We start from the raw sequence: 22,151 nt of genomic DNA, 5'->3' as shown, positions 1-22,151 counted from the left end.
TGTTCCAGTCTACTTACCAGTCGATGTCTTGGGTCTTACCGATGAGGCACTTGCCAGTGCTCATGGGCTCGGCAACCATCGAGGCGTACCCCTTGCTGCCGCGCTGCCCGATGAGGCACTGGTCGTCGGGCATCTTGACCGACACGATGATGTAGTCAGTGTCGAGGTCGATGGTGGTCTTGTCGAACGTGACCTCCATCTGTGACTTGTCGAAGCCCGCGTCGACGAGGGTGTCGACGAAATCGTGCGAGCTCGCCTTGTCGTTGTCGGCGAGCATGCCCTTCAGCGTCGCATCGAAGAAGGCCTTGTTCGCCTCGGCTCCCCCGTTCGGGTCAAACGTTGGCTCGGCGGTCTGCGTCGCCTGCGTCTCATTGGGTTCGGGGTCGGCGTTGCCGGCACAACCCGCGAGGAGGGCGATCGCTGCCGCCGCGGTCACAAGCAGGCGGAACGGGCCGGGCGTCCGAGACGTGCGCACTCGCATCCTTTCAACGACTCTCTAGAGGCGATGGCCGAGAGGCGGCCATGACGAACCCACACTACTGGAGCGGCATGGCCGGTCCCTCCGTTGAGCCGCTGACTGCTCGGCCCAGCTGAAGCAGGTCACGGTGCGTCCTGCCACCGCTTCAGCAGTTGGTCTGGAGCGGACGTCAGCGCCGTGTCGGACGTGGTGGTGGCGCGTACTTTCTGTTGGCGGTGTCGCCTCGCGCGGGTTGCGGAGGTACCTGCCACCAAACTTGGCCCGCCTCCAGCCCGGCCAGCAAGAATGCAGCGCCACTACTGGCTCAGAACGTCGGCTCGACCACCGCGTCGGTAAGACCTGCCCACGCAGGCGGCGCCGTTACAGACTCGGGCTCGCTCGCCGAGGGGGTCTCGATCTGCTGCGGCTTCGGCCGTTGCGCATAGGCGAGGTCGCGACCGATGTGCGAGGCAATGACTTCGATGCCGTTGCCGGTCGAGCCGTCGGAGCGCTCGAAGGTCGTCACGCGCTGCTTTCCAGTGAGGATGACGCGCTGACCCTTGTCGAGCACCTCGCTGGCGTTGTTCGCGAGCTTGCCGAACGCGGTAACCGAGTACCAATTCGTGTGCACGTCCTCCCACTCACCATCGCGCTTCTGGCGGCGCTCGGAGCTCGCAAGGCGGAAAGTGAGGCGGTCGATCGCGTTGCCGGCGCCGACTTTACGGAGCTCGGGTTCGGTGCCGATGGTGCCGGTGAGGGTGATGTGGTCGGTCATGATGCTCCTTCGTTCGAGAGTGTGCGCGGCCCGGCGCGGAGGTGCCGTGCGAGGTGGTGGTTCCGCGCCGGGACGCCCCCACAGCTTGCGGGGCCGCGCCGACCGCCGCAGTTACCGGGCGTTGCGCGGTGGAAAACCACGCATCCACAGCTCGCCCGGTTGCGGAGCCGGCTGAACGCGACCTGCGGGTTTCGGCGACGTGAGCTGCTCGCCGGGCACGCACCGCGAAGGCACCGGAGGCCTACTGGCCGCTCGCCTCTTCGGCCGCGACGCGACGTGCCTCGACCCGCGCAGCAGCCGCATCCGCGGCCTCCTTGCGGCCGCGAATGGCGACGATCGCGCCCGTCTCAGTGAACTCCCGCTCGATCTCCTCGTTCGGCTTCGGCGCCGCGACGCTGACGATCATCGCCGCGGCGAGCGCGAGGATGAACGCCGGCAGGAGCTCGTAGAGGCCGATGCCGAGCGCCGAGTCGATCGCCTTGTAGACGAACACGGTTACCGCGCCGACGACCATGCCCGCGAGCGCGCCCCAGTTCGTGAGCTTGCGCCAGTAGAGGCTGAGCAGCACGATCGGACCGAAGGCGGCGCCGAAGCCGGCCCACGCGAAGCTGACGAGGCCGAGGATCGAGTCGTTCGGGCTGATCGCGAGCACGCCCGCGATGATCGCGATGACGAGCACGCCGGCGCGACCCAACCAGAGCAGATTCTTCTGGCTCGGCGGGGTCTTCTTGAGCGCACGGTACGTGTCCTCGACGAGCGCCGACGAGCAGACGATGAGCTGGCTCGACAGGGTGCTCATGATCGCCGCGAGCACGGCAGCGAGCACGAGGCCCGCGACGAGCGGGTGCAGCAGCACCTGCGAGAGCAGCAGCACGACCGTCTCGGGGTCGGAGGGGCCGTCGCCGAACTTCGCGAAGTACGCGATACCGACGAGACCGCTCACCACGGCGCCCAAGAGCGAGAGGAACTGCCAGCTCGTGCCGATGCGGCGGGCCGAAGCTGCCTCCTGCGGCGAGCGCAGCGCCATGAAGCGCACGATGATGTGCGGCTGGCCGAAGTAGCCGAGGCCCCACGCGAGGCCCGAGAGGATGAACATGACGACCGCGACCGTCGAGAGCGAGCCGTCGCCGAACAGTGAGAGCGCGACGGGGTTGTTCTCGGTGATGAGCGTCGTTGTCTCTTGGAAGTTACCGATCGTGAACAGCGCGACGATCGGCACGACGATGAGGGCGATGACCATCATGAGGCCCTGCACGACGTCGGTCATCGAGGCGCCAAGGAAGCCACCGAACAGCGTGTACGCGAGCGTGACGACCACGACGAGGATCATGCCGAGCGTGTAGTCACCGCCGAACGCCGACTCAAAGAACTTGCCACCGGCAACCATGCCGCTCGACGCGTAGAGCGTGAAGAACACGAGGATGATGATGCTCGAGACCGTGCGCAGCAGTCGCGTGCGGTCGCGCGTGCGGTTCTCGAAGAAGCTCGGGATCGTGATCGAGTTGCGCGAGACCTCGGTGTAGGCGCGCAGTCGCGGTGCGACGAGGCGCCAGTTGAGGTACGAGCCAATCAGCAGGCCGATCGCAATCCAGCTTTCGAGCAGGCCGCTCACGAAGATCGCGCCGGGCAGGCCCATGATGAGCCAGCCCGACATGTCGGAGGCGCCGGCGCTCAGCGCCGCCACCCACGGGGGCAGGCCGCGCCCTCCGAGCATGTAGTCCTCGTGGTCGCTGGTTCGGCGGAACGCGAGGTAGCCGATCAGCAGCATGGCGACGAAATAGATTCCGAGTGCGATATAGAGGTACACCTGGTCAGACACCGTTGTCACCTTTCTCTCTCTATTGGGCGGCCGCGACGCGGCCAGGATAGTCGGACGATAGGCCGTCGGAGACTAAATGAGCCCCTCCGACAGATGGTTCGGTGTGCCGAAACGATGGGCGGTGATGGAGACCGCCTGCTCACGCAAGTGTGGCAGCATTTCGACCCGCCCGGCGCGAACGACGTCACCCGAGTACACGGCAATGTCGGGCTTGCCGGCGCTCGCCTCGATGATCGCGGCGAGTTCGGAGGGGTGCGAGGCACCGGCGACGAGGCGGATGCGCGCCCCCGCGTGCGGCCCGTCCTGCGCGGCGAGGCGCGCGACTCGGCCACACCAGATGTCGTCGTCCTCGACCACGACGGTGGCGCCGAGGCCGCGCAGCTGCTCGGCGATTCCGGCGGGCAACGCGGTGGCGGTCGAGACCGTCGGCGCCGACTCGGCGGCGAGTGCGGCCGCGAGCACGCGCACGGCGTCGCGCAGCTGGGCGTCGGCTGCGATGCGCACCGTGACGGGCACGGGGCGGTAGCGCAGTAGGTTGCGCTCGACGCCGAGCTGCGACGCGTCGCGGGCGATGCCGAACTCGTCGTTCCACGCGTGGGCGTCGGAGCTCGCGGCGTCGCGCAGCCACTCGAGGTCGCTACCCGCGACGCCAGCGCGCTCCGCCGAGTCGAGCAGCTCGGCCACGCGCGGACGGGGAGCTGCGGGCGCGGCCGTGACCGGCGCATCCGCCCACTCGCCCAGCGCGTGCAGGTAGTTCGGGCCACCGGCCTTCGTGCCGGGGCCGATCGCCGACTTCTTCCAGCCACCGAACGATTGGCGGCGCACGATCGCGCCCGTGATGCCGCGGTTGATGTAAAGGTTTCCGGCCTCGGTGCGCTCGAGCCAGGTCGCGAGGTCGCCACGGTCGAGCGAGTGCAGGCCCGAGGTGAGGCCGTAGTCGATCTCGTTGACGATGTCGATCGCCTCGTCGATGGTGTCGGCGGTCATGATGCCGAGGATCGGGCCGAAGTACTCGGTGAGGTGATATTCGGAACCGCGGCGCACGCCCTCGCGCACACCCGGGGTCCAGAGCTTGACGTTGCCGTCGGCGTCGCTCGCGAGCGGGCCCGCGTGTTCGACGGGCTTCGGCTCGACGAGCCACGACTCACCCTCGCCGAGCGTCGTGAGGCCGCGCAGCAGCTTGCCGCCGGGCGCCGCGATGATCGGGCCCATCTGGCTCTCGAGGCGGTCGGGGGTGCCGACCTTGAGCGAGTTCACCGCGTCGAGCAGCTGGCGGCGGAAGCGCTTCGACTTCGCCACCGAGCCGACGAGCACGACGAGCGACGCGGCCGAGCACTTCTGGCCCGCGTGGCCGAAGGCCGAGTTCACGACATCCTTGACCGCGAGGTCGAGATCCGCGTGCGGCGTGACGATGATCGCGTTCTTGCCGCTTGTCTCGGCGAGGATCGGCAGCGCGGGGCGCAGTTTGCGCATCTGCACGGCGGTCTCGTAGGCGCCGGTGAGGATCACGCGGTCGACCCGCTCGTCGGCGACGAGCTTCGACGAGAGCCCGCGGTCGGCGAACTGCACGTACTGCAGCACCTCGCGCGGCACCCCGGCCTCCCAGAGCGCCTCGACCATGACCGCACCGGTGCGGGCGGCCGCTGAGGCGGGCTTGAAGATGACGGATGCGCCCGCGGCGAGCGCCGCGAGGGTGCCGCCGGCCGGGATCGCGGTGGGGAAGTTCCACGGCGGAATCACGGCGATGAGGCGCTTCGGCGCGTAGTTCGCGCCGTCGACCTGCTCGAGCGCCTGCCCGAGGCTCGCGTAGTAGTGGGCGAAGTCGATCGCCTCGCTCACCTCGGGGTCGCCCTGGTCGAGCGTCTTGCCGCACTCCGAGCCCATCGCTTCGAGCAACTCCGCGCGACGGGCCTCAAGACGTTCGCCGGCGCGGTGAAGGATGCGCGTGCGCTCCTCGACGCCAAGGTCTTGCCAGGCCTGCTGGGCGTCGACGCCGCGGGCGATGACCTCGTCGAGTGCAGCCTCATCGGCGATGCGCGAGCTGCCGGCGAGCTCGACACCGAGCTGCGACGCGACCATTCGCTCGGCGATGCCGCGGCCCCACGCGCGGTTGCCTGGGAGGTCGGGGTCGGTGTCGGGGGTGTTGTGGAAGCCGTCGATGCCGCCGGTCGTCCACTCGGCGACGCGCGCCTCAAGGCCGGCCTCGTCGAACTCGCGGCGGTCCTGGCGCCGATTCGGTAGCGGCACCGCGTAGTGCTCCTCCGAGCCGTCGCCGGTGATGGTCTCGAGCTCGGCGAGCGAGGCGAGGAAGCGACCGCGTTCGCGGTCGAACAGCGTGGGCGAGTCGTGCAGCTCGAACACTGCTGACATGAAGTTCTCGTGGCTCGCGCCCTCTTCGAGTCGGCGAATGAGGTAGGCGATGGCGACGTCGAACTCGTTCGGGTGCACCACCGGCGTGTAGAGCAGCAGCGAACCGACCTCGCTCTTGATGACCTCGGCCTGCCCGGTCGCCATGCCGAGCAGCATCTCGAACTCAACGCCCGTCTCGGCGCCGCGCGCCTTCGCGAGCAGCCAGGCGAGCGCGACGTCGAAGAGGTTGTGGCCGGCGACGCCGACGCGCACGTGCCGCACGTGTTCGGGTCGCAGTGCGTAGTCGAGCACAGCCTTGTAGCTCGTGTCGCTGCCGCGCTTCGTCGACCAGGTGGCCTGCGGCCAGCCGTGGACCATCGCATCGACGTGCTCCATCGGCAGGTTCGCGCCCTTGACGACACGCACTTTGACCGGCGCCCCGCCGAGCGCGACGCGCTCGGCGGACCACTCCTGCAGCCGCATCATTGCGCCGAGCGCATCGGGCAGGTAGGCCTGCAGCACGATGCCAGCCTCGAGGTTGCGGAACTCCGGGCGGTCGAGGATGCGCATGAACACCGCCATGGTCAGGTCGAGGTCCTTGTACTCCTCCATGTCGAGGTTGATGAACTTCCGCGGCGTCGCGGCAGCGGCCTTCGCGAACAACGGCACGAGCTGCGATTCGATGTGGTCGACGGCTTCGTCGAACGACCAGTGGTTGTGCGGCGCGACGGTCGCCGACACCTTGATCGACACGTAGTCGACGTCGTCGCGGTCGAGCAGTCGGTGGGTACCCTCGAGGCGGCGCTGGGCCTCGTTGTCGCCGAGGATGGCCTCGCCAAGCAGGTTGATGTTGAGGCGGACGTCGTCGCGCTTGATCTTCGCGATGGCGGGGCCGAGCTTCTCGTCGGTTGCGTCGATGATGAGGTGGCGAACCATTTGGCGCAGCACCGTGCGCGCGATCGGCACGACCACGCCGGGCAGCACCTTGCCGGCCGCGCCGCCGAGCCCGATGGCGCCGCGCAGGGGTGCAGCGAGGAACTTCGGGGTGATCGGCGTGAGCTTGGCGAGGTTGGCGGCGGCCGCCGAAAGGTCTTCGGGGCGCACGACGCCGTCGACGAAGCCGACGGTGAAGTCGAGGCCGTTTTCGTCGCGGAGCACACCGGCGAGTCGCTCGGCCGCGGCGTCGACGGGCTGATTCGCCGATTCATCGAGCCAGCGCCGCACGAGGGCGATCACCTCGTCAGCGAGGTCTTGCGGGCGAACTTCACGGGTCACGTTGGGGTGCGACAGCACAATCGGCCTTCCGACAGATCGAGCACGGCTCGATGAATGGGGCGTCGCGTCAAACCATCTTTGGCCCGCGGTCGCCGGGATTGACTCAAGTGTGCCGCCGAGAAACCTTGACGTAAAGTAACGACTTGTACCGATTACGGTGCAGTTTTTCTACCGTATTTGACTGGAGTCGACCTTGCTCGAGATGAAGCGCCTGCGCCTGCTCTGGGAGCTCAGCACCCGCGGCACCGTCGCGGCCGTCGCCGACGCACTCCGCTACACACCGTCGGCAGTCTCGCAGCAGCTCGCGCTGCTCGAACGCGAGGCCGGTGTGCCGCTGCTGCGCAAGTCGGGCCGGCGGCTCGAGTTCACGGCCGCAGGCTTGTCACTCGTGCGCGAGGTCGAGGGCCTCCTCAACGGCCTCGAGCGCGCCGAAGCGATGCTCCACTCCGCTGGCGACGAGATCACCGGCACGATTCGCGTCGCCTCGTTTCAGACCGCGGTGCTCGCGCTCTTTCCCTCCGCGCTCCGCCACCTGCGCGAGACAGCGCCGCACCTGCGCGTCGAGCTCGTGCAGTACGAGCCCGGCGCGGCGCTGAGCGAGACCTGGGCCCGCAGCTTCGACCTCGTCGTCGCCGAGCAGTACCCGCATCACGCGACCCGGCACATCCCTGGGCTCGACCGCATGCCGCTGACGACCGACCGCATCCAGCTCGCCGTGCCGCCGCGCGGCAGTGGCGTCGCCGAGTTTGATGCGGTCGAGTCGATCGCCGACACGGCCGGGCTGCCCTGGGTGATGGAGCCGCAGGACGCCGCCACCCGGCACTGGGCCGAGCAGGCGTGTCGGATCGCGGGGTTCGAGCCGGATGTGCGGTTCGAGACTGCCGATCTCCAGGCACACGTGCGACTCATCGAAACTGGCAACGCCGTCGCGCTGCTGCCGTCGCTCGTGCACATCTCGACGCCACGGGTGCGCCTGCTCGAGATCGAGGGCGCGCCGAAGCGCACGCTGTTCACGGCGGCGCGGGAAGCGAGTCGGGGGCACCCTGCGATCTCGGCCGTGCGCGACGCGCTCGACGTCGTCGTGCGCGAGGCCGAGGCGGCGCGGCTTACTTCATCCACTCCGTAAAGCCGGCGCGCACCTTGTTCACCTTGGGCACGGCGACCGCGAGACAGTAGCCCTGGCCCGGGTTCTTCGCGAAAAAGTCCTGGTGGTAGTCCTCGGCGTCGTAGAACACATCGGCGTCCTCGAGCGAGGTGACGACACCGCCGCCCCACATCTCATTCGCGCGCTCGACGGCGGCCTCGAAGAGCTCCCACTGGTCTTCGTCACTCGGGAACATCGCTGAGCGGTACTGCGTGCCGATGTCGTTGCCCTGACGGTTGAGCTGGCGCGGGTCGTGCAGCGTGAAGAACATGTCGAGGATGACGTCGCCGGGAATCACCGACTCGTCGAACACCACCTTGACCGCCTCGGCATGGCCGGTGCTGCCGGTGCAGACGAGCTCGTAGTTCGGGTGCTCGACCGTGCCACCGATGTAGCCGGAGATGACGTCGTCAACACCCTTGACGTTGCGGTACACCGCATCGAGGCACCAGAAGCATCCACCCGCAAGAACGTACGTCGTAGTCATGCGTCAATGCTAGGCGCCGTTGCTGCGCGGCCGCCAAGTGCGGCGGGTTCGACGCCATGTCGGAGGCTCGGCTTAGCGTGCGAGTACGCAGCACGCGGCGCCACAGGCGCCTTTGCGGAAGGAATCACGATGACCATCACCCTCCTGCCCCGAACCACCGACCTCGTCCGCGAGCGCGCGGGCCTGCGCATCCACCAACTCACCGAGACTCGCTGGCGCGTGTCGCAGCCCGCCGGCGCCATCGTCGGCTATCTCGAGCAACGCGGCGACGAGGTCGCGGTCATGCGCATGACCGCCGACCGGCGCAGTTTCTTCGACCTCGGCATGTTCGACGACGTTGACGAGGCGTTCGACGCACTGCGCCGCATGTAGCCGGGGCTAGCGCCACCAGGTATCGAAGGGCGTCACCGGCACGGTGCGCTTGTGACGCGTGCGGGTGAAGTAGCTCTCGAGTTTCTCGGCGACTTCGTCGGCCACCTCGCCGCCGGTGAGGTAGGTGTCGATGTCGGCGTAGCTGAGGCCGAGTTCGTCTTCATCGGCGCGACCGGGCGTGCCGTCGAGGAGGTCGGCCGTGGGCTGCTTGAGATAGAGGCGCTCGGGCGCGCCGAGGTGCTCGAGCAGCTGTCGCCCCTGCCCCTTCGTGAGACCGGTGAGCGGCGTGAGGTCGCAGGCGCCGTCGCCAAACTTCGTGAAGAAGCCGGTGACGGCCTCAGCGGCGTGGTCGGTGCCAATGACGAGCGCGCGACGCTCGGCGGCGATCGCGTACTGCGCGACCATGCGGGTGCGCGCCTTCGAGTTGCCGCGGGTGAAGTCGGCGAAGGTAAGGCCCTCGGAACCCTCGTCGAGGCCGTCAACCGCGGGCTTGATGTTAAACGTCACCGCGTCGTCGGCCTGGATGAACTCGAGCGCGAGCTGCGCATCCGCTTCATCGGCCTGCACGCCGTACGGCAGGCGCACGGCGGTGAACCGTGCGTCGTGGCCCCCGGCGCGCAGCCGCTCTACTGCGAGCTGCGCGAGGCGGCCGGCGAGGCTCGAATCCTGGCCGCCCGAGATGCCGAGCACGAAGCCATGGCTGCCGGTGGCGACGGCGTAGTCGTGCAAGAAGGCGACGCGCGCCTCGACCTCCGCGCCGGGGTCGATCTGCGCTTTCACGTCGAGTGCTTCGATGATCGCTGCCTGTGCCTCTCGCATGCGACTAGTTTTGCACGATGCGCGACAGTTGACGCGAAATATTTAACTTAGGCTAGGCTTACCTACCTGGAATCCTTGCCGCCTCCCCCACGAGAACGAGTCATGTCAGAACCTCACTCGCTGCACGCCAACAATCTCGTCCTGCGATACGGCGGCACCGAAGTAGTTCACGAGGTGTCGCTCGACCTCACGCCGGGGCGCGTCACCGCGCTCGTCGGCCCGAACGGCAGCGGCAAGTCGACGGTGCTGCGCTCGATCGCCCGGCTGCATCCGCTCAGCTCGGGCACCGTTGACCTCGTCGATGCCACGAGTGCCGAGGCGACGCCGACCGCGACCCGGGTCTTCAACCCACGCGAATTCGCGCAGCTCGTGACCCTCTTCTCGCAGTCGCGCCAGGCGCCGCAGGGCATCCCGGTGCGCGAGGTCGTCGCGTTCGGGCGGCACCCCTACCGCCGCCGCTTCAGCGGCCTGGCCCCCGCCGACCGCGAGGCGATCGAGTCGGCGATGCAGGTGACGGGCATCGAATCGATGGCCGACCGCACCGCCGGCGAGCTCTCGGGCGGCGAGCTGCAGCGCGTCTGGCTCGCGGTCTGCCTCGCCCAGGACACCGGCGTCGTGCTGCTCGACGAGCCGACGAACCACCTCGACCTGCGCTACCAGTTCGAGACCCTCGAGGTCGTGCGCGACCTCGTTGAGCTCAAGGGCGCCGCCGTCGGCATCGTGTTGCACGATCTCGACCAGGCGGCCTCGATCGCCGACACCCTCATCCTCATGCATTCCGGGCGTATCCACGCCGCCGGGGCGCCCCTCGATGTGCTCACCGCCGAGAACATCCGAGAGGTCTACGAAATCGACGTCGAGGTGGGGTTCGACCCGGCCGCGAAGCGCCTGCGCATCGACCCCGTGGGTCGGCGCGCGCACCCGACGCCAGACGACGGCGCGGACACCCGCGTCGCGATCCCCTACGAAAGTGAGCACCTGTCATGACCCGCACTTCGCGGCTCGCCGCTCTGACCGCGACGGCTAGCATCGCCGCCGTGGCGCTCGTCGGCTGCGGCACCACCGACGTCGAAACGCCCGCCACCGATGACGCGGCCGCCGACGTTTCGGCGACCTGCGCCGGCGACACGACGACCACGTCGACCGACCCCGTCAGCCTCACCGACCAGCTCGGCCGCACGGTCGAGCTCGACAAGCCCGCCGAGCGCGTCGTCGTGCTCGAGTGGCAGGACGTCGAAGATGTGCTGAGCCTCTGCGTCAACCCCGTTGGCGTGGCCGACCCCGAGGGCTACAGCACCTGGGTGAGCGCCGAGGAGCTGCCCGAGGGCACCGCCGACGTCGGCCAGCGAGGCGAGCCCGACCTCGACTCGATCTACGCGCTCGACCCCGACCTCATCATCGTCGAGGCGTTCAGCGCCGACGACGAGCAGCTCCAGCTGCTCGAAGAGGGCGACGTGCCGGTGCTCGCGACCGTGGGCGCCGACAGCGCCGGCCAGATCGACAACATGAAGACGGTGTTCTCGACCATCGCCGAGGCGCTCGGCCGCAGCGACTGGGGCGACCAGGTGCTCGACGAGTACGACGCGCACCTTGCCGCCGCGAAGGAGACCCTCGCCGACGCCGACCTCGAGGGTCAGAAGTTCCTCTACATCGACGGCTGGCTCGAGAGCGGCAACCTCTCGATTCGCGCCTACGGCGAGGGCGCGCTCATGACCGAGCTCGGCGCCGACCTCGGCCTGACCCCGGTGTGGACCTCGGAGCTCGACGCCGAGTACGGCGACGGCGGCGTCAACGACGCCTATGGCCTCTCGCAGATCGACGTCGAATCGCTCACCGCGATCGGTGACGCCATGATCATCTACGCGAACGACGGCAGCGAAGAGAACTCCGCGACCGAACTGCAGAAGAACGAGGTCTGGCAGTCGCTGCCAGCAGTGCAGGAGGACCGCGCCTACGCGTTCCCGCCGAACGTCTGGGGCGCCGGCGGCCCCCGCTCGAACATGCAGGCGATCGACGGCTACGTCGACATCCTCTCGTAGCTTGACCGCCACCCTCGAAACCGCACCCCGGGAGCGCGCCGCACGTCGGCCCGCTCCCGGGGGCATTCCCGACGCCCTCGTCACGATCGCCGGGCTCATCGTCGCCGTCGCGCTCGTCGCCGGCTGGCACCTCACCCAGGGCACCTCGGGCGTCGGGCTCGGCGATCTGCTCGCATATTTCGGCGGCGCCGAAGACACGGTCGGCGGCGTGCCGATCGGCGACATCTTCGCCGGCTCGCGCCTGCCCCGCCTCCTCGCGGGCATCGCGGTCGGCCTCGCGCTCGGCGTCGGCGGCCTGCTGCTGCAGTCGATCACGCGCAACGTGCTTGCCTCGCCCGACACCCTCGCGGTCACCTCGGGCGCGCATCTCGCACTCACCGCGGTTGCGGCGTTCGGCCTCTCTGTGCCGATCTGGGCCTCGACCGGCGTCGCGTTCATCGGCGGCATCTCGGCGGCCGCGATCGTCTTGCTCCTCGCGGGCCGCTCCTCGGGCACCTCCACGACCCGGCTCATCCTCGCCGGCTCGGCCCTCGCGATGGCGTTCGACGCCATCACGGGCATGCTGCTCATCCTCTTCAAGGAGTCGACCCTCGGCCTGTTCGCCTGGGGGTCGGGCTCGCTCGCGCAGCTCAACGCCGACGCCTCGCTGCGCGCGCTGCCGATCATCCTGGTCGTGCTCGTCGCGGCCATGCTGCTGAGCCGCCGCCTCGACGTGCTCGGCCTCGGCGACGACGCTGCCGCCTCGCTCGGCGTGCCGCTGCGCCCGACCATGCTCATCGCCATCGTCCTGGCCGTGCTGCTGTCGAGCACGGCCGTCACCGTCGCCGGCCCCATCGCCTTCGTCGGCCTCGGCGCACCGGTGCTCACGCGGCTGCTCGCGACCAAGGTGCGCGGCCTGAGCCTGCACGCGCTGCGGCTGCCCGCATCCGGCCTCATCGGCGCCTTCATCGTCATTCTCGCCGATGCCGTCCTGCGCGCCATCCTCGGCGCCGAGTCGGCCGCCTCGATTCCCACCGGCGTTCCCACCGCGCTGCTCGGCGCCGTGCTCATCGTCGTGCTCGCGATGCGCCTGCGCGACTCGGGCCCCGTGCGCCAGCCCCCGCAGGCGAACCACGGCCTGCGCACCGCGCGCCGATTCACCTCGGTGTGGGTCATCGCCGCGGCGGCCCTCATCTTCGCCGCGTTCGTCGGCCTGCTCGCCGGCAGCATCTGGTTCAAGGCGGGCGACCTGGCGCTCTGGCTGCAGGGCAGCGCCCCGAGCCTCATCGACCGTGCCTTCGACGAACGATTGCCCCGCGTCGGCGCCGCCGTGCTCGCGGGCATGGCGCTCGCCCTCGCGGGCACCGTCGTGCAGTCGACGGTGCGCAACCCGCTCGCCGAACCCGGCCTGCTCGGCATCACCGCCGGCGCGGGGCTCGGTGCCGTGTTCATCGTCACCTCGGGCATCGCCGGCCGCGCGCCGCTCATCGCGGCGGCCGTCATCATGGGGCTGCTCACCTTCGGCCTCATTTCGGTGCTCGCCTGGCGCGGCGGACTGCTGCCCGACCGCTTCGTGCTCGTCGGCATCGGCTGCGGCACGGGGTTGAGCGCGATCAGCACGTTCCTGCTGCTGCGCGCGAACCCCTACGACACCCCGCGCATCTTCACGTGGCTGTCGGGCACGACCTACGGCCGCTCGCTCGAGGACATCGCGCCGGTCGCGATTGCGCTCGTGCTCGCCGTGCCGCTGCTGCTGCACCATCGACGCGAGCTCGACCTGCTCGCCGTCGACGAGGACACCCCGCGCGTGCTCGGCGTGAAGCTCGACCGCACCCGGTTCATCGTGCTCGCGATCGCGGCGGTGCTCGCGGCGGTGAGCGTCGTCGCGGTCGGCGTCATCGGCTTCGTCGGGCTCATCGCCCCGCACCTCGCACGGGCGCTCGTCGGGGCCCGCCACTCGCGGGTGATTCCGGTATCGATGCTGCTCGGTGGCCTGCTCGTCTGCATCGCCGACACGCTCGGCCGCACGCTGATCGCGCCGTCGCAGCTGCCCGCTGGCCTGATGATCGCGATCATCGGCGCCCCGTACTTCGTGTGGCTACTGCGCAGTTCGCGCAGCTAGACGAGCCCGGGGCTACGCCTCGACCTCATCGAGAAATTCGACGATGAGGCGCGTCACGAGCTCGGGCTTGTCGGTCACGATCCAATGGCTGGTGCCCGGCACGATCGCGAGTTGGGCGCGAGGGATGCCCGCGGCCACCGAGAGCACGTGGTCGGGCCGCACGGCGTCGCGGTCGGCACCCATGATCAGGGTGCGCGTGCGAATGCCCGCGAGGTCGGCCGTCGTGAGGTTCGGCTCCCTCCCCCACAGCCGCAGCAGCTTGTCGAGCACGATGTCGTGGTGCTCGGGGCCGTCGGGCGTGAGGCGCTCGTAGATCTCGCGCTCGACCTCGACGCGCTCGGGTTCGCCCTCAAGCGGCGCGAGCGCCGGGATCGGCCCGGCGTCGGGCTGGAACGCCGTCGGGTCGAGATTCGGGCTGATCGCCACGAGCGAGCGCAGCCGCTCGGGCTGCCGCATCGCGAGCAGCAAACCGAGAATCGCGCCATCGCTGTAGCCGACGAGGTGCGGATGCTCGAGGTCGTGCGCGTCGAGGTACGCGACGAGCTCGGCGTACATCTGCTCGTAGTCGTACTCGCCCTCGAGGTCGGCGGTGCGGCCGTGACCGGGGCGTTCGTAGGCGTGGACGCGATGCGATGCGGCCAGCGCGGTCTGTTGCGCCCGCATCGATTCGAGCGAGCAGTAGCCGCCGTGCAGCAGCACGACCGGCGAGCCGTCGCCCTCGACCTCGTCATAGAGGTCGTTGCCGTTGATGGCGATGCGCGTCACTGCTGTGCCCTCGCGAGCTCGGCGAGCAGCTCGCGCTCTTCGGCGTCGGTGAGGCCCGCGCCGTGGGGGTTCGGGATGCCGTGCTCAAGTTCGTGGCGCAGCGAGTCGCCAAGCGTTTCGGCGAGCGGGCGAAGCGTGAGGCCGGCCGCGCGGGCACGTTCGGTGGAGCGGGCGTTCATGCCGTACCAGTCGCGGGCGGCGAACCACAGCGGCAGCGAGCGCGGGCCCATCCACTGCGTGACCTCGCACTTGTGGAGCCAGGTTTCGGGTGCGGGTACGACCTCGGCCGAGCTCTCGGCGGCGGCCCGGGCGGCGTCGAGGTGGGCCGGCAGCGGATGCGCGTCGCCAAGCGCATTGAACGCGCCGGTCGCGCCGCCGGTCGCGAGGGCGACGATGAAGTCGGCGAGGTCGCGCTCGTCGATGATCGCAGTCGGGAGCTCGGGGGCGTCGGGCGCGAGTACCTGTTCCTGCTCATTCGAGGGGGCGGCAAAGCGGCGCACCCAGTAGCTCGTGCGTCCCGTCGGGTCGCCGGGGCCGCCGATGAGCCCGGAGCGCACGATCGCGGCGCGCTGCTCGCCGAAGGCATCGAGCACGGCATTCTCGCAGGCGGACTTCGCCTCGCCGTACTGCTCCATGCCCGCCATCGAGTCGGCTTCGAGCGGCGGCAGCAGCTCGGTCGACTCGTCCGCGCCGATCGTCGCGTGGCTCGCGTACACGCTGCAGCTCGAGACGAAGACATACTTCGCTGCCACCGGCTCGAGGTCGCGCACGGCGCGGCGCACCTGGCCGGGCTCGCTCGCGAGGTCGACCACGGCATCCCAGCGCTCTTGGCTGACTTCGTGCAGGGCGCCGGCGGCGTCACGGTCGGCGCGGACGAAGCGCGCGCCCTCCGGTGCCGGGGCGCTGCCGCGCGCGAGGCAGGTGACGTCGTGGGCTTCGCGGAGGGCGGCTTCGGCAACCGCGTGGCCGAGCCAGGCGGTGCCACCGAGCAGGAGCAGCTTCATGGCTCCAGCCTCGCAGCCGCGCCCAAACGCGGGGTGGCCGTTCGCGCTCGGCGGAGGCGGCGCATCCGGGCCGACAAGTGTCGATTGCTAGGGTCGGCGGCACTACGTGACGAAGGAGACACGCATGAAGAAGCCACGTTTGTACCTCGTGCCGGTCGCAATCGCGGCGCTCGCGCTCACCGGCTGCCAGTCCGGCAGCGATGCCGCCTCGACGGACGCGGCCGCCCCGGATGCGGGCACCACCGCCCCGGCTACGGCCGAGTCGGCTGCCCTCGACGACGGCGTGCTGCAGGCCTGCTACACCGGCGACTACCGGCCGTTCAGCTACGACGCCCCCGACACCGACGAGCGCACGGGCATCGATGTCGCGCTCATGGAAGACCTCGCCGATGACCTCGGCGTCGAGCTGGAGTGGGTCAAGACCTCGTGGTCTGACCTGATGTCGACCTTCCTGAGCTCGTGCGACATCGCGGTCGGCGGCATTTCCGTCACCGACGAGCGCGCCGAGCAGGTGGCCTTCAGCGACCCCGTCATCGTCGGCGGCAAGGCCGCGATCACGATCTGCGGGCGCGAGGACGAGTTCGACGAGCTCGAGGAGGTGAACCAGCCCGACACCACGCTCATCACGCCCGTGGGCGGCACGAACGAGGCGTTCGCCGACGAGCACGCGCCCGAGGCCGACATCGTGCGCTACGACGACAACAACACGATCTTCGATCAGATCGTCGCGGGTGATGCCGATGTCATGGTCACCGATGCGCCCGAGGTCGTCTGGGCCGCCCACGAGCATCCCGAACTCTGCGAGGTCAACGCCGACGACCCGCTCACCGACGCGACCCTCGCCTACATGCTGCCGCTCGAAGATGCCGAGTTCGCTGCGACAGTGAACTCGTGGCTCGCGAGCACCTATGAAGATGGCACCTGGGACGCGGCCGTCAGCGACTGGTTCGGCGACGACTCGGTGTTCTCGGCCGAGCAGTTGCAGGAGGCGCTCGACTAGCGCTTAGGCCTCCGGGTCGATGCGCACGAGCATCTTGCCGGTGTTCGCGCCGCGCATCATCTCGAGGAAGGCGTCGACCGCGTGGTCGATGCCGTCGACGATCGTCTCGTCGTAGGCAATCTTGCCCTCGCCGAACCAGCCCGCCATGTGCTGCTGGAATTCGGGGGCGAGGTGGATGTAGCTGCCGAGCGTGAAGCCCTTGAGTGACAGGGCGCGCGTGATGATGTTCGCCATGTTGTCGGGGCCCGCGGGCTTATCAACGGCGTTGTAGCCCGCGATCGCGCCGCAGAGCGCAACGCGGCCACCGTCGTTCATGACGTCAAGCGCCGCCTCGAGGTGGTCGCCGCCGACGTTGTCAAAGAAGACGTCGACGCCCTCGGGCGCGATCTCGCGCAGCTGCTCGCGCACCGGCGCATCCTTGTAGTTGATGGCGGCGTCGTAGCCGTACTTCTCGGTGAGCAGCGCGACCTTCTCGGCCGAACCCGCCGAGCCGATGACGCGCTTCGCGCCGAGGAGGCGCGCGATCTGGCCCGCGGCGGTGCCGACGGCGCCGGCAGCGCCCGAGATAAAGACGGTGTCGCCCTCCTTGAGGCCGGCGATCGCGGTGAGGCCGACGTAGGCGGTCATGCCGGTCATGCCGAGGATGCCCATGCGCACCGAGTGCGGCACACCCGGCAGCTCGGGAACGGCGCGGAATGCGCTGGCGTCAGCCTGGGCGATGTCGCGCCAGCCGAGGTCGTGCTGCACGAGCGTGCCGACGGGCAGCGCATCCGAAGCCGACTCGACGACGCGGCCGATCGCGCCGCCGGTCATCGTCTCGCCGAGCACGTACGGCGGGGTGTAGCTCTTGACGTCGTTCATGCGGCCGCGCATGTACGGGTCGACTGAGATGAACTCGTTGCGCACCCGAACCTGGCCGGGCTCGAGGTCGGCGTACTCGACCTCGACGTAGCGGAAGTCCTCGTGCATCGGCCATCCCTGCGGTCGGGCGACGAGTTGAACCTGGGTGCTGACGGCTGCGGGCATGCGGTTGCTGCTTTCCGTTGGTTCGGTTGGTGGCTTCGGGTGGGTTGACGGACTAGAGCGCGACGCCGATGGCGAGGGCGATCACGCCGAGCGCCGGGATGACGCCCTGTTTGAGGGCAGCCGAGGCCTTGTCGGAGCTCGTAAGGAGCAGCACGAGCGAGGCGGCGACCATCGAGCCAGCGCCGGTGAAGACGAGCGTCGCGCCGATGGCCGGCTGGCCCGCGGCGTAGAAGATGATGCCGAGGATCACCGCGATGGCGAGGAAGAGGTTGTAGAAGCCCTGGTTGAAGGCGAGTTCCTTCTGCAGGGCTGCCTCGTCTGCGGTGCCGGTGCCGAAGGTCTTGCGGGCGAGCGGGCCCGTCCAGGCGATCGACTCGAGGTAGAAGATGAAGACGTGCACGAGCGCCGCGATGCCGGCGAGTACGAGACCTGCGATGACTATGATGAAGCTGCTCCCCCTTGCGTCGAGCGACGCTGTCCATTCTGAACCGACCGGTTTAGAATATACTGAACCGGTCAGTTCACGCAATGGAGGAATTCATGGGCCGCACCCAGACCTTTGACACCACCGAGGTTGTTCGGGCGGCGCGCGCGGTCTTCTGGCAGCACGGCTTCGAGAACGCCTCGCTCGCCGAGCTCGAGCAGGCCACCGGCCTCAATCGCTCGAGTATCTACTACGCGTTTGGCTCGAAGCGCGGGCTGTTCGACGCCGCCGTTGAGAGCTATCTCGACGAGATCATCCGGCCGCGGTTGCAGCCACTGAAGGGCGATGTGGTCGCGGCAGATGCGCTCGAGCAGTATCTTGTCGGGCTTCGCGCCGCACTACTGCAGGTTGGCTCGCTGCCAGCGACACACGGATGCATGCTGGTCAACACCGCCGGCGCGCCGATCGGCCACGACGAGGCGGTCGCACAGACGATTCGGGCCTACACCGCGGAGCTGCGCGAGGCGATGACCGCGGGCGTGCGGGCCGCGCGGCCCGATGCTTCTTCTTCGACAGTGGAGGCGCTCGCCGAGTCATGCACCAGCCACGTCATTACCGCGATGGCGATTGTGCCGATCAGCCCCGAAGATGCGGCCCGGGCGCTGGATGCGGCGCGCGCGTTGATTGCTGCGGGGTAATTCGCGGGGCCCAGCTGCGAACTGGTTGGATCGCAGCCTTGACAGTGGGTCGTCGTCATATTGCAGTAGCCCAGGGCCCACCCGGCGCTAGCGCGCGCTGCCCGATAGCCATGCCAATGTCGGATGGTCGTGGTGAACTGAAACCAGTCGGCAATCCGCCACGAAACTGAACCGCCGAGGGCATGTCGGTGGCTCATGCCAGAGTGAACACAGTCCAGAAACCTTCCCGCCAATGCTCGAAACCTCGAACATTCCGCCCGACTTGAATAGAACATTATTTCTATTGCATTTATGCGTGCATGCGTATATGCTTGCTACAACGGTTCTCCCATTGACGCACCTTCGAGGAGGTGACGCACGATGACCGCAACGACCCCTCCCCCAGGCTCTGACTCAGATGAGCCGATTCGTCGTGCACCGAAGCACCGGCCAGACGGCACCACTCCTCCACCAGAGAACGATGGGCTGAATGACGCGCTCGGGGCGATCGAAGAGATGGTGCTCAACGGGGGGAAGCTCGAGCAGACCGGCGCGTACCTGAAGATGATGGGCCTCGCGCAGGCGTATGCCGTCGCGGAGCACCGCACCTATGCGCAGTTGAAGGAACGCTCGTCGATAGTGAGTCCCGATGACCTGCTGCGGTTGAACCTGCGATCGATCGTGGCCGAGTTCGGCATCCACACGAACGAGTCCGACACCGCGCTTTTGAACCGGGCGTATGACGCGCACCGGCTTGGTACCGACTTCACGGTGTGGCTTGACCCGCTGCGTGAGGCGGCGGTGACGATGCGGCACGCCCGCGCACTCCTCCGGCACGCCGGGATTGTGCCCGACGGACGCCTCGACGAATACGCGTCGAAAGTGCTGGAACTCGCGAAGGGCGCCACCGTCGCGGCGACTGACGCATTCGCGCGGAAACTCGCCGCCGAATTCGGCGCGGAAGAGTTTGAAGCGGCGTTCGAGCACGAGTACCAAGCCCGGCACGTGACCATCGAGGACCGCGAGTTCGGGATGTCCCGCATCACCGCCGACGTCCCGACACTGCAGGCGCACGCCGTGTACGACCTCATGAACAAGCAAGCCAAGGCCTTGCGTGAGGAGAACGTGAACGAGGCCGACGAACACCGACGTCGCGTGCGCGAGGCGCAGGCACGCGGGGAAGACCTCTCCCCCGCCGATGCCGAGTTCGTTGAGGACCCGCGCACCGTTCGCCAGTTGATGGCCGACCTGTTCGTCGAAACCTTCCTCACGACGACGCCGCAGAGCATGCGCGAACACGAGGCCAAGGGCGGCTCGCGCGTGAACGCGACGGTGAGCATCGTCATCCCGGTGCTCAACCTCCTCAACCCCGACGCGCCGCGCGATGTCGCAACGATCAACGGGATGACCCCGATCAGCATGACCGAAGCCCGCGAGATGGCGGGCAAGGCGAAGTGCTTCCAACGAATCCTGACCGACCCGATCACCGGGCACGTGCTCACCGTCGACTCGCGCAACGCGACCCCCTCGATGCGCAGATTCCTGCAAGCACGGGACCAAGTCTGTCTCTTTCCGGGGTGTCGCAGACCCGCGCATCAAAGCGAACTCGATCACACGAAACCGTGGGCCGCGGGCGGCAAAACCGACGTCGAAAACCTGGGACACCTCTGCCCAAAACACCACACCCTGAAACATCAGCGCCCGTGGGAGTGCGAACAACTCGGCGGCGGCTGGGTCCGGTGGCGCACCCCGCGCGGCGAACGGGTGACGGTCGAACCCGCACGAGTCGGGCCCATCTTCAAACCCGTCGACGACCAGGAGTATGACGCGATCAACGACCCGGCACCGTTCTAACGTGGCGGGACTCCGTCTCCAGGTTGCGCCCCCGGCAGGAATCGAACCTGCGACCAAGAGATTAGAAGGCTCCTGCTCTATCCGCTGAGCTACGGAGGCAACCATCTCAGTCTAGCGAGTTATGCACATCCGACGGGCATACGGCCCGCACGGAACTACGATGAATTGCATGAGTGCCTCGAGTGACAAGAATGGCCACATGGTGTGGATCGACTGCGAAATGACGGGGCTCGACATCGGCGTCGACGAGCTCTGCGAAATCGCGGTGTTTGTCACCGACTCCGAGCTCAACGTGCTCGATACCAAGGGCCTCGACGTCGTCATTAAGCCGTCGCAGGCCGCCATGGACAACATGGGCGACTTCGTGACGAACATGCACAAGACGTCAGGCCTCGCCGAGGAGATCCCGAACGGAGTCACCGTCGAGGAGGCGCAACAGCGGGTGCTCGACTACGTGAAGCAGTTCGTGCCTGGCGAGCGCACCGCTCCCCTGGCCGGCAACACCATCGGCACCGACCGCATGTTCCTCGCGAAGCAGATGCCTGAACTCGACACCTACTTGCACTACCGAAACATCGACGTGTCGACGCTGAAGGAGCTCGCCCGACGCTGGTACCCGCGCATCTACTTCCAGTCGCCCGAGAAGCACGGCGGCCACCGCGCGGCGGCCGACATCCTCGAGTCGATTCGCGAGTTGCGCTACTACCGCCAGGCCATGATCGTGTCGGCGCCCGGCCCCGACACCGAGTCGCTTAAGCAGATTTCGAAAAGCATCGTCGACGAGTTTTCACCCCTGCTCGAATCGTGATGTAAGATCGTGTGGTTGCCGCGCGAACGGTGCGGCGACATGGTGGGTATAGCTCAGCTGGTAGAGCGCTTGGTTGTGGTCCAGGAGGTCGCGGGTTCAAGCCCCGTTACTCACCCCAGATGGGTCAGGTTTGACCTTTCGACCAAGGGCCCGCCCTTGGTCAGGGTTCCAACCTGGCCCTTTTTCTTTTCTTGGGCAGACCAGCCCAGGGCGTCGGCATGGAGGCCGGGGACGCTCAGCCCGTCGCACGGGTTGCGGTAGCCGACGCGCACGTCGTTGTCCTCGTCGATGCAGATCGTCTTGAACAGCGCCAGGTTGAGGAGCCGACGGTTCGCGTCATCGCCATGCTCGTAGATGTCGGCCGCGTTGGACAGCAGCTTCTGTGAGTCGTCGAGGTTCTCCCGCGCGTCGGCATAGTGGCGGTGGTGCGCGGTGATCCGGTACTCGATGGTCTCCAGCGACGCGGTGATCCGGTCCTGGAGGTCGGGCGGGATCGCTCCTGCGTAGTGAGCCTGGAGCAGCTCGTGTTGCTCGCCTTCGCGATGGGTCCTCCGGGACGCGAGGTCGGTGAGTTCGGCGGCGCCTTCAGCCATCATCTCGTCGAACCGGGCGTTAATCATCGCCGAGACCGCCTCGATCGTCTCCGGGTCTATCTGCACCTTGGCGTAGAAACGTTCGACGAGTCGTTCGACCTGCTCGATCAGCATCGCCTGTTGGGGGAAGTCGCCCCTGCCGCCATGCCGGCTCGCACACACGGAGTTGAATCGGCCTGGGTTTCGTTCCTATCGGTTTCCCTGTCCGGCGGTCGCCGGGAGGCCTGATTCGAGGCCAGCGTAGTACGCGTCCTCGATCTCGATCGGGGTGCGCATGCCGAGTTCGCCGTGCAGGCGTTGATGGTTCCACCACCACACCCATTCGAGCGTCGCGAGCTCGACCTGCTCGACGGTCCTCCAGGG

21 protein-coding genes and 2 tRNA genes are annotated in these 22,151 nt (G+C 68.2%); 10 read left to right on the top strand and 13 right to left on the bottom strand.

The features are described from left to right. Nucleotides 1-13: 13 nt before the first annotated feature. From QM019_RS06840 to QM019_RS06825, 4 genes are all read right to left on the bottom strand, one after another. A complete protein-coding gene (locus tag QM019_RS06840; RefSeq protein ID WP_282852381.1) occupies nt 14-475 on the bottom strand; it encodes a DUF6993 domain-containing protein in 462 nt (153 codons plus the stop codon). A 307-nt stretch (nt 476-782) separates the two neighbouring features. Continuing rightward, on the bottom strand, nt 783-1,232 hold the full coding sequence (locus QM019_RS06835; protein WP_282852380.1) for a single-stranded DNA-binding protein: 450 nt from the start codon (nt 1,230-1,232) through the stop codon (nt 783-785). A gap of 241 nt (nt 1,233-1,473) precedes the next feature. After that, nucleotides 1,474-3,051: a sodium/proline symporter PutP gene (putP, locus tag QM019_RS06830; RefSeq protein WP_282852379.1), complete on the bottom strand. Its 1,578-nt coding sequence runs from the start codon at nt 3,049-3,051 to the stop codon at nt 1,474-1,476. A 72-nt stretch (nt 3,052-3,123) separates the two neighbouring features. Continuing rightward, complete coding sequence (locus tag QM019_RS06825; protein WP_282852378.1) at nt 3,124-6,675, bottom strand: bifunctional proline dehydrogenase/L-glutamate gamma-semialdehyde dehydrogenase; 3,552 nt, start codon at nt 6,673-6,675, stop codon at nt 3,124-3,126. Between the two features lie 193 nt (nt 6,676-6,868). On the opposite strand from QM019_RS06825, the gene QM019_RS06820 reads away from it, so the two are divergent. Beyond that, nucleotides 6,869-7,801: a LysR family transcriptional regulator gene (locus tag QM019_RS06820; protein ID WP_282852377.1), complete on the top strand. Its 933-nt coding sequence runs from the start codon at nt 6,869-6,871 to the stop codon at nt 7,799-7,801. Here the strand turns inward: QM019_RS06820 and msrA are convergent. Beyond that, nucleotides 7,782-8,306 carry a peptide-methionine (S)-S-oxide reductase MsrA gene (msrA, locus tag QM019_RS06815; RefSeq protein WP_125106498.1) on the bottom strand — a complete coding sequence of 175 codons (525 nt, stop codon included), beginning with the start codon at nt 8,304-8,306 and terminating at the stop codon, nt 7,782-7,784. The two genes, QM019_RS06820 and msrA, sit on opposite strands and share 20 nt — an antisense overlap. Before the next feature lie 129 nt (nt 8,307-8,435). On the opposite strand from msrA, the gene QM019_RS06810 reads away from it, so the two are divergent. Next, entirely contained in the window at nt 8,436-8,678 is a 243-nt protein-coding gene (locus QM019_RS06810) for a hypothetical protein (protein WP_282852376.1), read from the top strand. Nucleotides 8,679-8,684: 6 nt separating this feature from the next. On the opposite strand, the gene nadE is transcribed toward QM019_RS06810, so the two are convergent. Beyond that, nucleotides 8,685-9,497: an ammonia-dependent NAD(+) synthetase gene (nadE, locus tag QM019_RS06805; protein ID WP_282852375.1), complete on the bottom strand. Its 813-nt coding sequence runs from the start codon at nt 9,495-9,497 to the stop codon at nt 8,685-8,687. Between the two features lie 102 nt (nt 9,498-9,599). On the opposite strand from nadE, the gene QM019_RS06800 reads away from it, so the two are divergent. From QM019_RS06800 to QM019_RS06790, 3 genes are read left to right on the top strand one after another with little or no spacing between them, the layout of a single operon-like run. Beyond that, nucleotides 9,600-10,484, top strand: coding sequence for an ABC transporter ATP-binding protein (locus QM019_RS06800; RefSeq protein ID WP_282852374.1), 885 nt, complete (start codon nt 9,600-9,602; stop codon nt 10,482-10,484). Then, nucleotides 10,481-11,536, top strand: coding sequence for an ABC transporter substrate-binding protein (locus tag QM019_RS06795; protein ID WP_282852373.1), 1,056 nt, complete (start codon nt 10,481-10,483; stop codon nt 11,534-11,536). The genes QM019_RS06800 and QM019_RS06795 overlap by 4 nt, the downstream gene beginning before the upstream one ends. Before the next feature lies 1 nt (nt 11,537). After that, nucleotides 11,538-13,637 (top strand): iron ABC transporter permease, encoded by a 2,100-nt coding sequence (locus QM019_RS06790; RefSeq protein ID WP_282852372.1) that lies wholly within the window; start codon nt 11,538-11,540, stop codon nt 13,635-13,637. A 12-nt stretch (nt 13,638-13,649) separates the two neighbouring features. Here the strand turns inward: QM019_RS06790 and QM019_RS06785 are convergent, their stop codons facing one another. After that, nucleotides 13,650-14,402 (bottom strand): alpha/beta fold hydrolase, encoded by a 753-nt coding sequence (locus QM019_RS06785; RefSeq protein ID WP_282852371.1) that lies wholly within the window; start codon nt 14,400-14,402, stop codon nt 13,650-13,652. Continuing rightward, a complete protein-coding gene (locus tag QM019_RS06780) occupies nt 14,399-15,406 on the bottom strand; it encodes an NAD-dependent epimerase/dehydratase family protein (RefSeq protein WP_282852370.1) in 1,008 nt (335 codons plus the stop codon). The genes QM019_RS06785 and QM019_RS06780 overlap by 4 nt, the downstream gene beginning before the upstream one ends. Nucleotides 15,407-15,530: 124 nt before the next feature. Between QM019_RS06780 and QM019_RS06775 the strand changes: the two genes are divergently transcribed. Further along, complete coding sequence (locus QM019_RS06775) at nt 15,531-16,406, top strand: transporter substrate-binding domain-containing protein (RefSeq protein ID WP_282852369.1); 876 nt, start codon at nt 15,531-15,533, stop codon at nt 16,404-16,406. A 3-nt stretch (nt 16,407-16,409) separates the two neighbouring features. On the opposite strand, the gene QM019_RS06770 is transcribed toward QM019_RS06775, so the two are convergent. Both QM019_RS06770 and QM019_RS06765 read right to left on the bottom strand, forming a co-directional pair. After that, nucleotides 16,410-17,432, bottom strand: coding sequence for an NADP-dependent oxidoreductase (locus QM019_RS06770; protein WP_282852368.1), 1,023 nt, complete (start codon nt 17,430-17,432; stop codon nt 16,410-16,412). 52 nt (nt 17,433-17,484) lie between these two features. Next, entirely contained in the window at nt 17,485-17,874 is a 390-nt protein-coding gene (locus QM019_RS06765; RefSeq protein WP_282852405.1) for a DUF1304 domain-containing protein, read from the bottom strand. Nucleotides 17,875-17,972: 98 nt separating this feature from the next. On the opposite strand from QM019_RS06765, the gene QM019_RS06760 reads away from it, so the two are divergent. Together QM019_RS06760 and QM019_RS06755 are read left to right on the top strand one after the other, a co-directional pair. Further along, complete coding sequence (locus QM019_RS06760; RefSeq protein ID WP_282852367.1) at nt 17,973-18,554, top strand: TetR/AcrR family transcriptional regulator; 582 nt, start codon at nt 17,973-17,975, stop codon at nt 18,552-18,554. 360 nt (nt 18,555-18,914) lie between these two features. Next, nucleotides 18,915-20,387, top strand: a complete 1,473-nt coding sequence (locus QM019_RS06755) for an HNH endonuclease signature motif containing protein (RefSeq protein WP_282852366.1) — start codon at nt 18,915-18,917, stop codon at nt 20,385-20,387. A gap of 26 nt (nt 20,388-20,413) precedes the next feature. Here QM019_RS06755 and QM019_RS06750 read toward each other — a convergent pair. Further along, nucleotides 20,414-20,486: transfer RNA gene (locus QM019_RS06750), tRNA-Arg, on the bottom strand. A 70-nt stretch (nt 20,487-20,556) separates the two neighbouring features. On the opposite strand from QM019_RS06750, the gene orn reads away from it, so the two are divergent. Together orn and QM019_RS06740 are read left to right on the top strand one after the other, a co-directional pair. Continuing rightward, nucleotides 20,557-21,195, top strand: coding sequence for an oligoribonuclease (orn, locus tag QM019_RS06745; RefSeq protein WP_282852365.1), 639 nt, complete (start codon nt 20,557-20,559; stop codon nt 21,193-21,195). Nucleotides 21,196-21,237: 42 nt separating this feature from the next. Further along, nucleotides 21,238-21,313, top strand: a tRNA-His gene (locus QM019_RS06740). Here QM019_RS06740 and QM019_RS06735 read toward each other — a convergent pair. Together QM019_RS06735 and QM019_RS06730 are read right to left on the bottom strand one after the other, a co-directional pair. Beyond that, complete coding sequence (locus QM019_RS06735; protein WP_282852364.1) at nt 21,306-21,902, bottom strand: hypothetical protein; 597 nt, start codon at nt 21,900-21,902, stop codon at nt 21,306-21,308. The genes QM019_RS06740 and QM019_RS06735 overlap by 8 nt on opposite strands. A gap of 75 nt (nt 21,903-21,977) precedes the next feature. After that, the coding region (locus QM019_RS06730) for an integrase core domain-containing protein (RefSeq protein ID WP_282852403.1) at nt 21,978-22,151 on the bottom strand (174 nt) is incomplete at its 5' end.

It is taken from the genome of Gulosibacter sediminis (assembly GCF_030011715.1).
Taxonomy (GTDB): Bacteria; Actinomycetota; Actinomycetes; order Actinomycetales; family Microbacteriaceae; genus Gulosibacter; species Gulosibacter sediminis.
The sequence above is the reverse complement of the archived record's forward strand: the minus strand, read 5'-3'. Positions and strand labels throughout refer to the sequence as shown.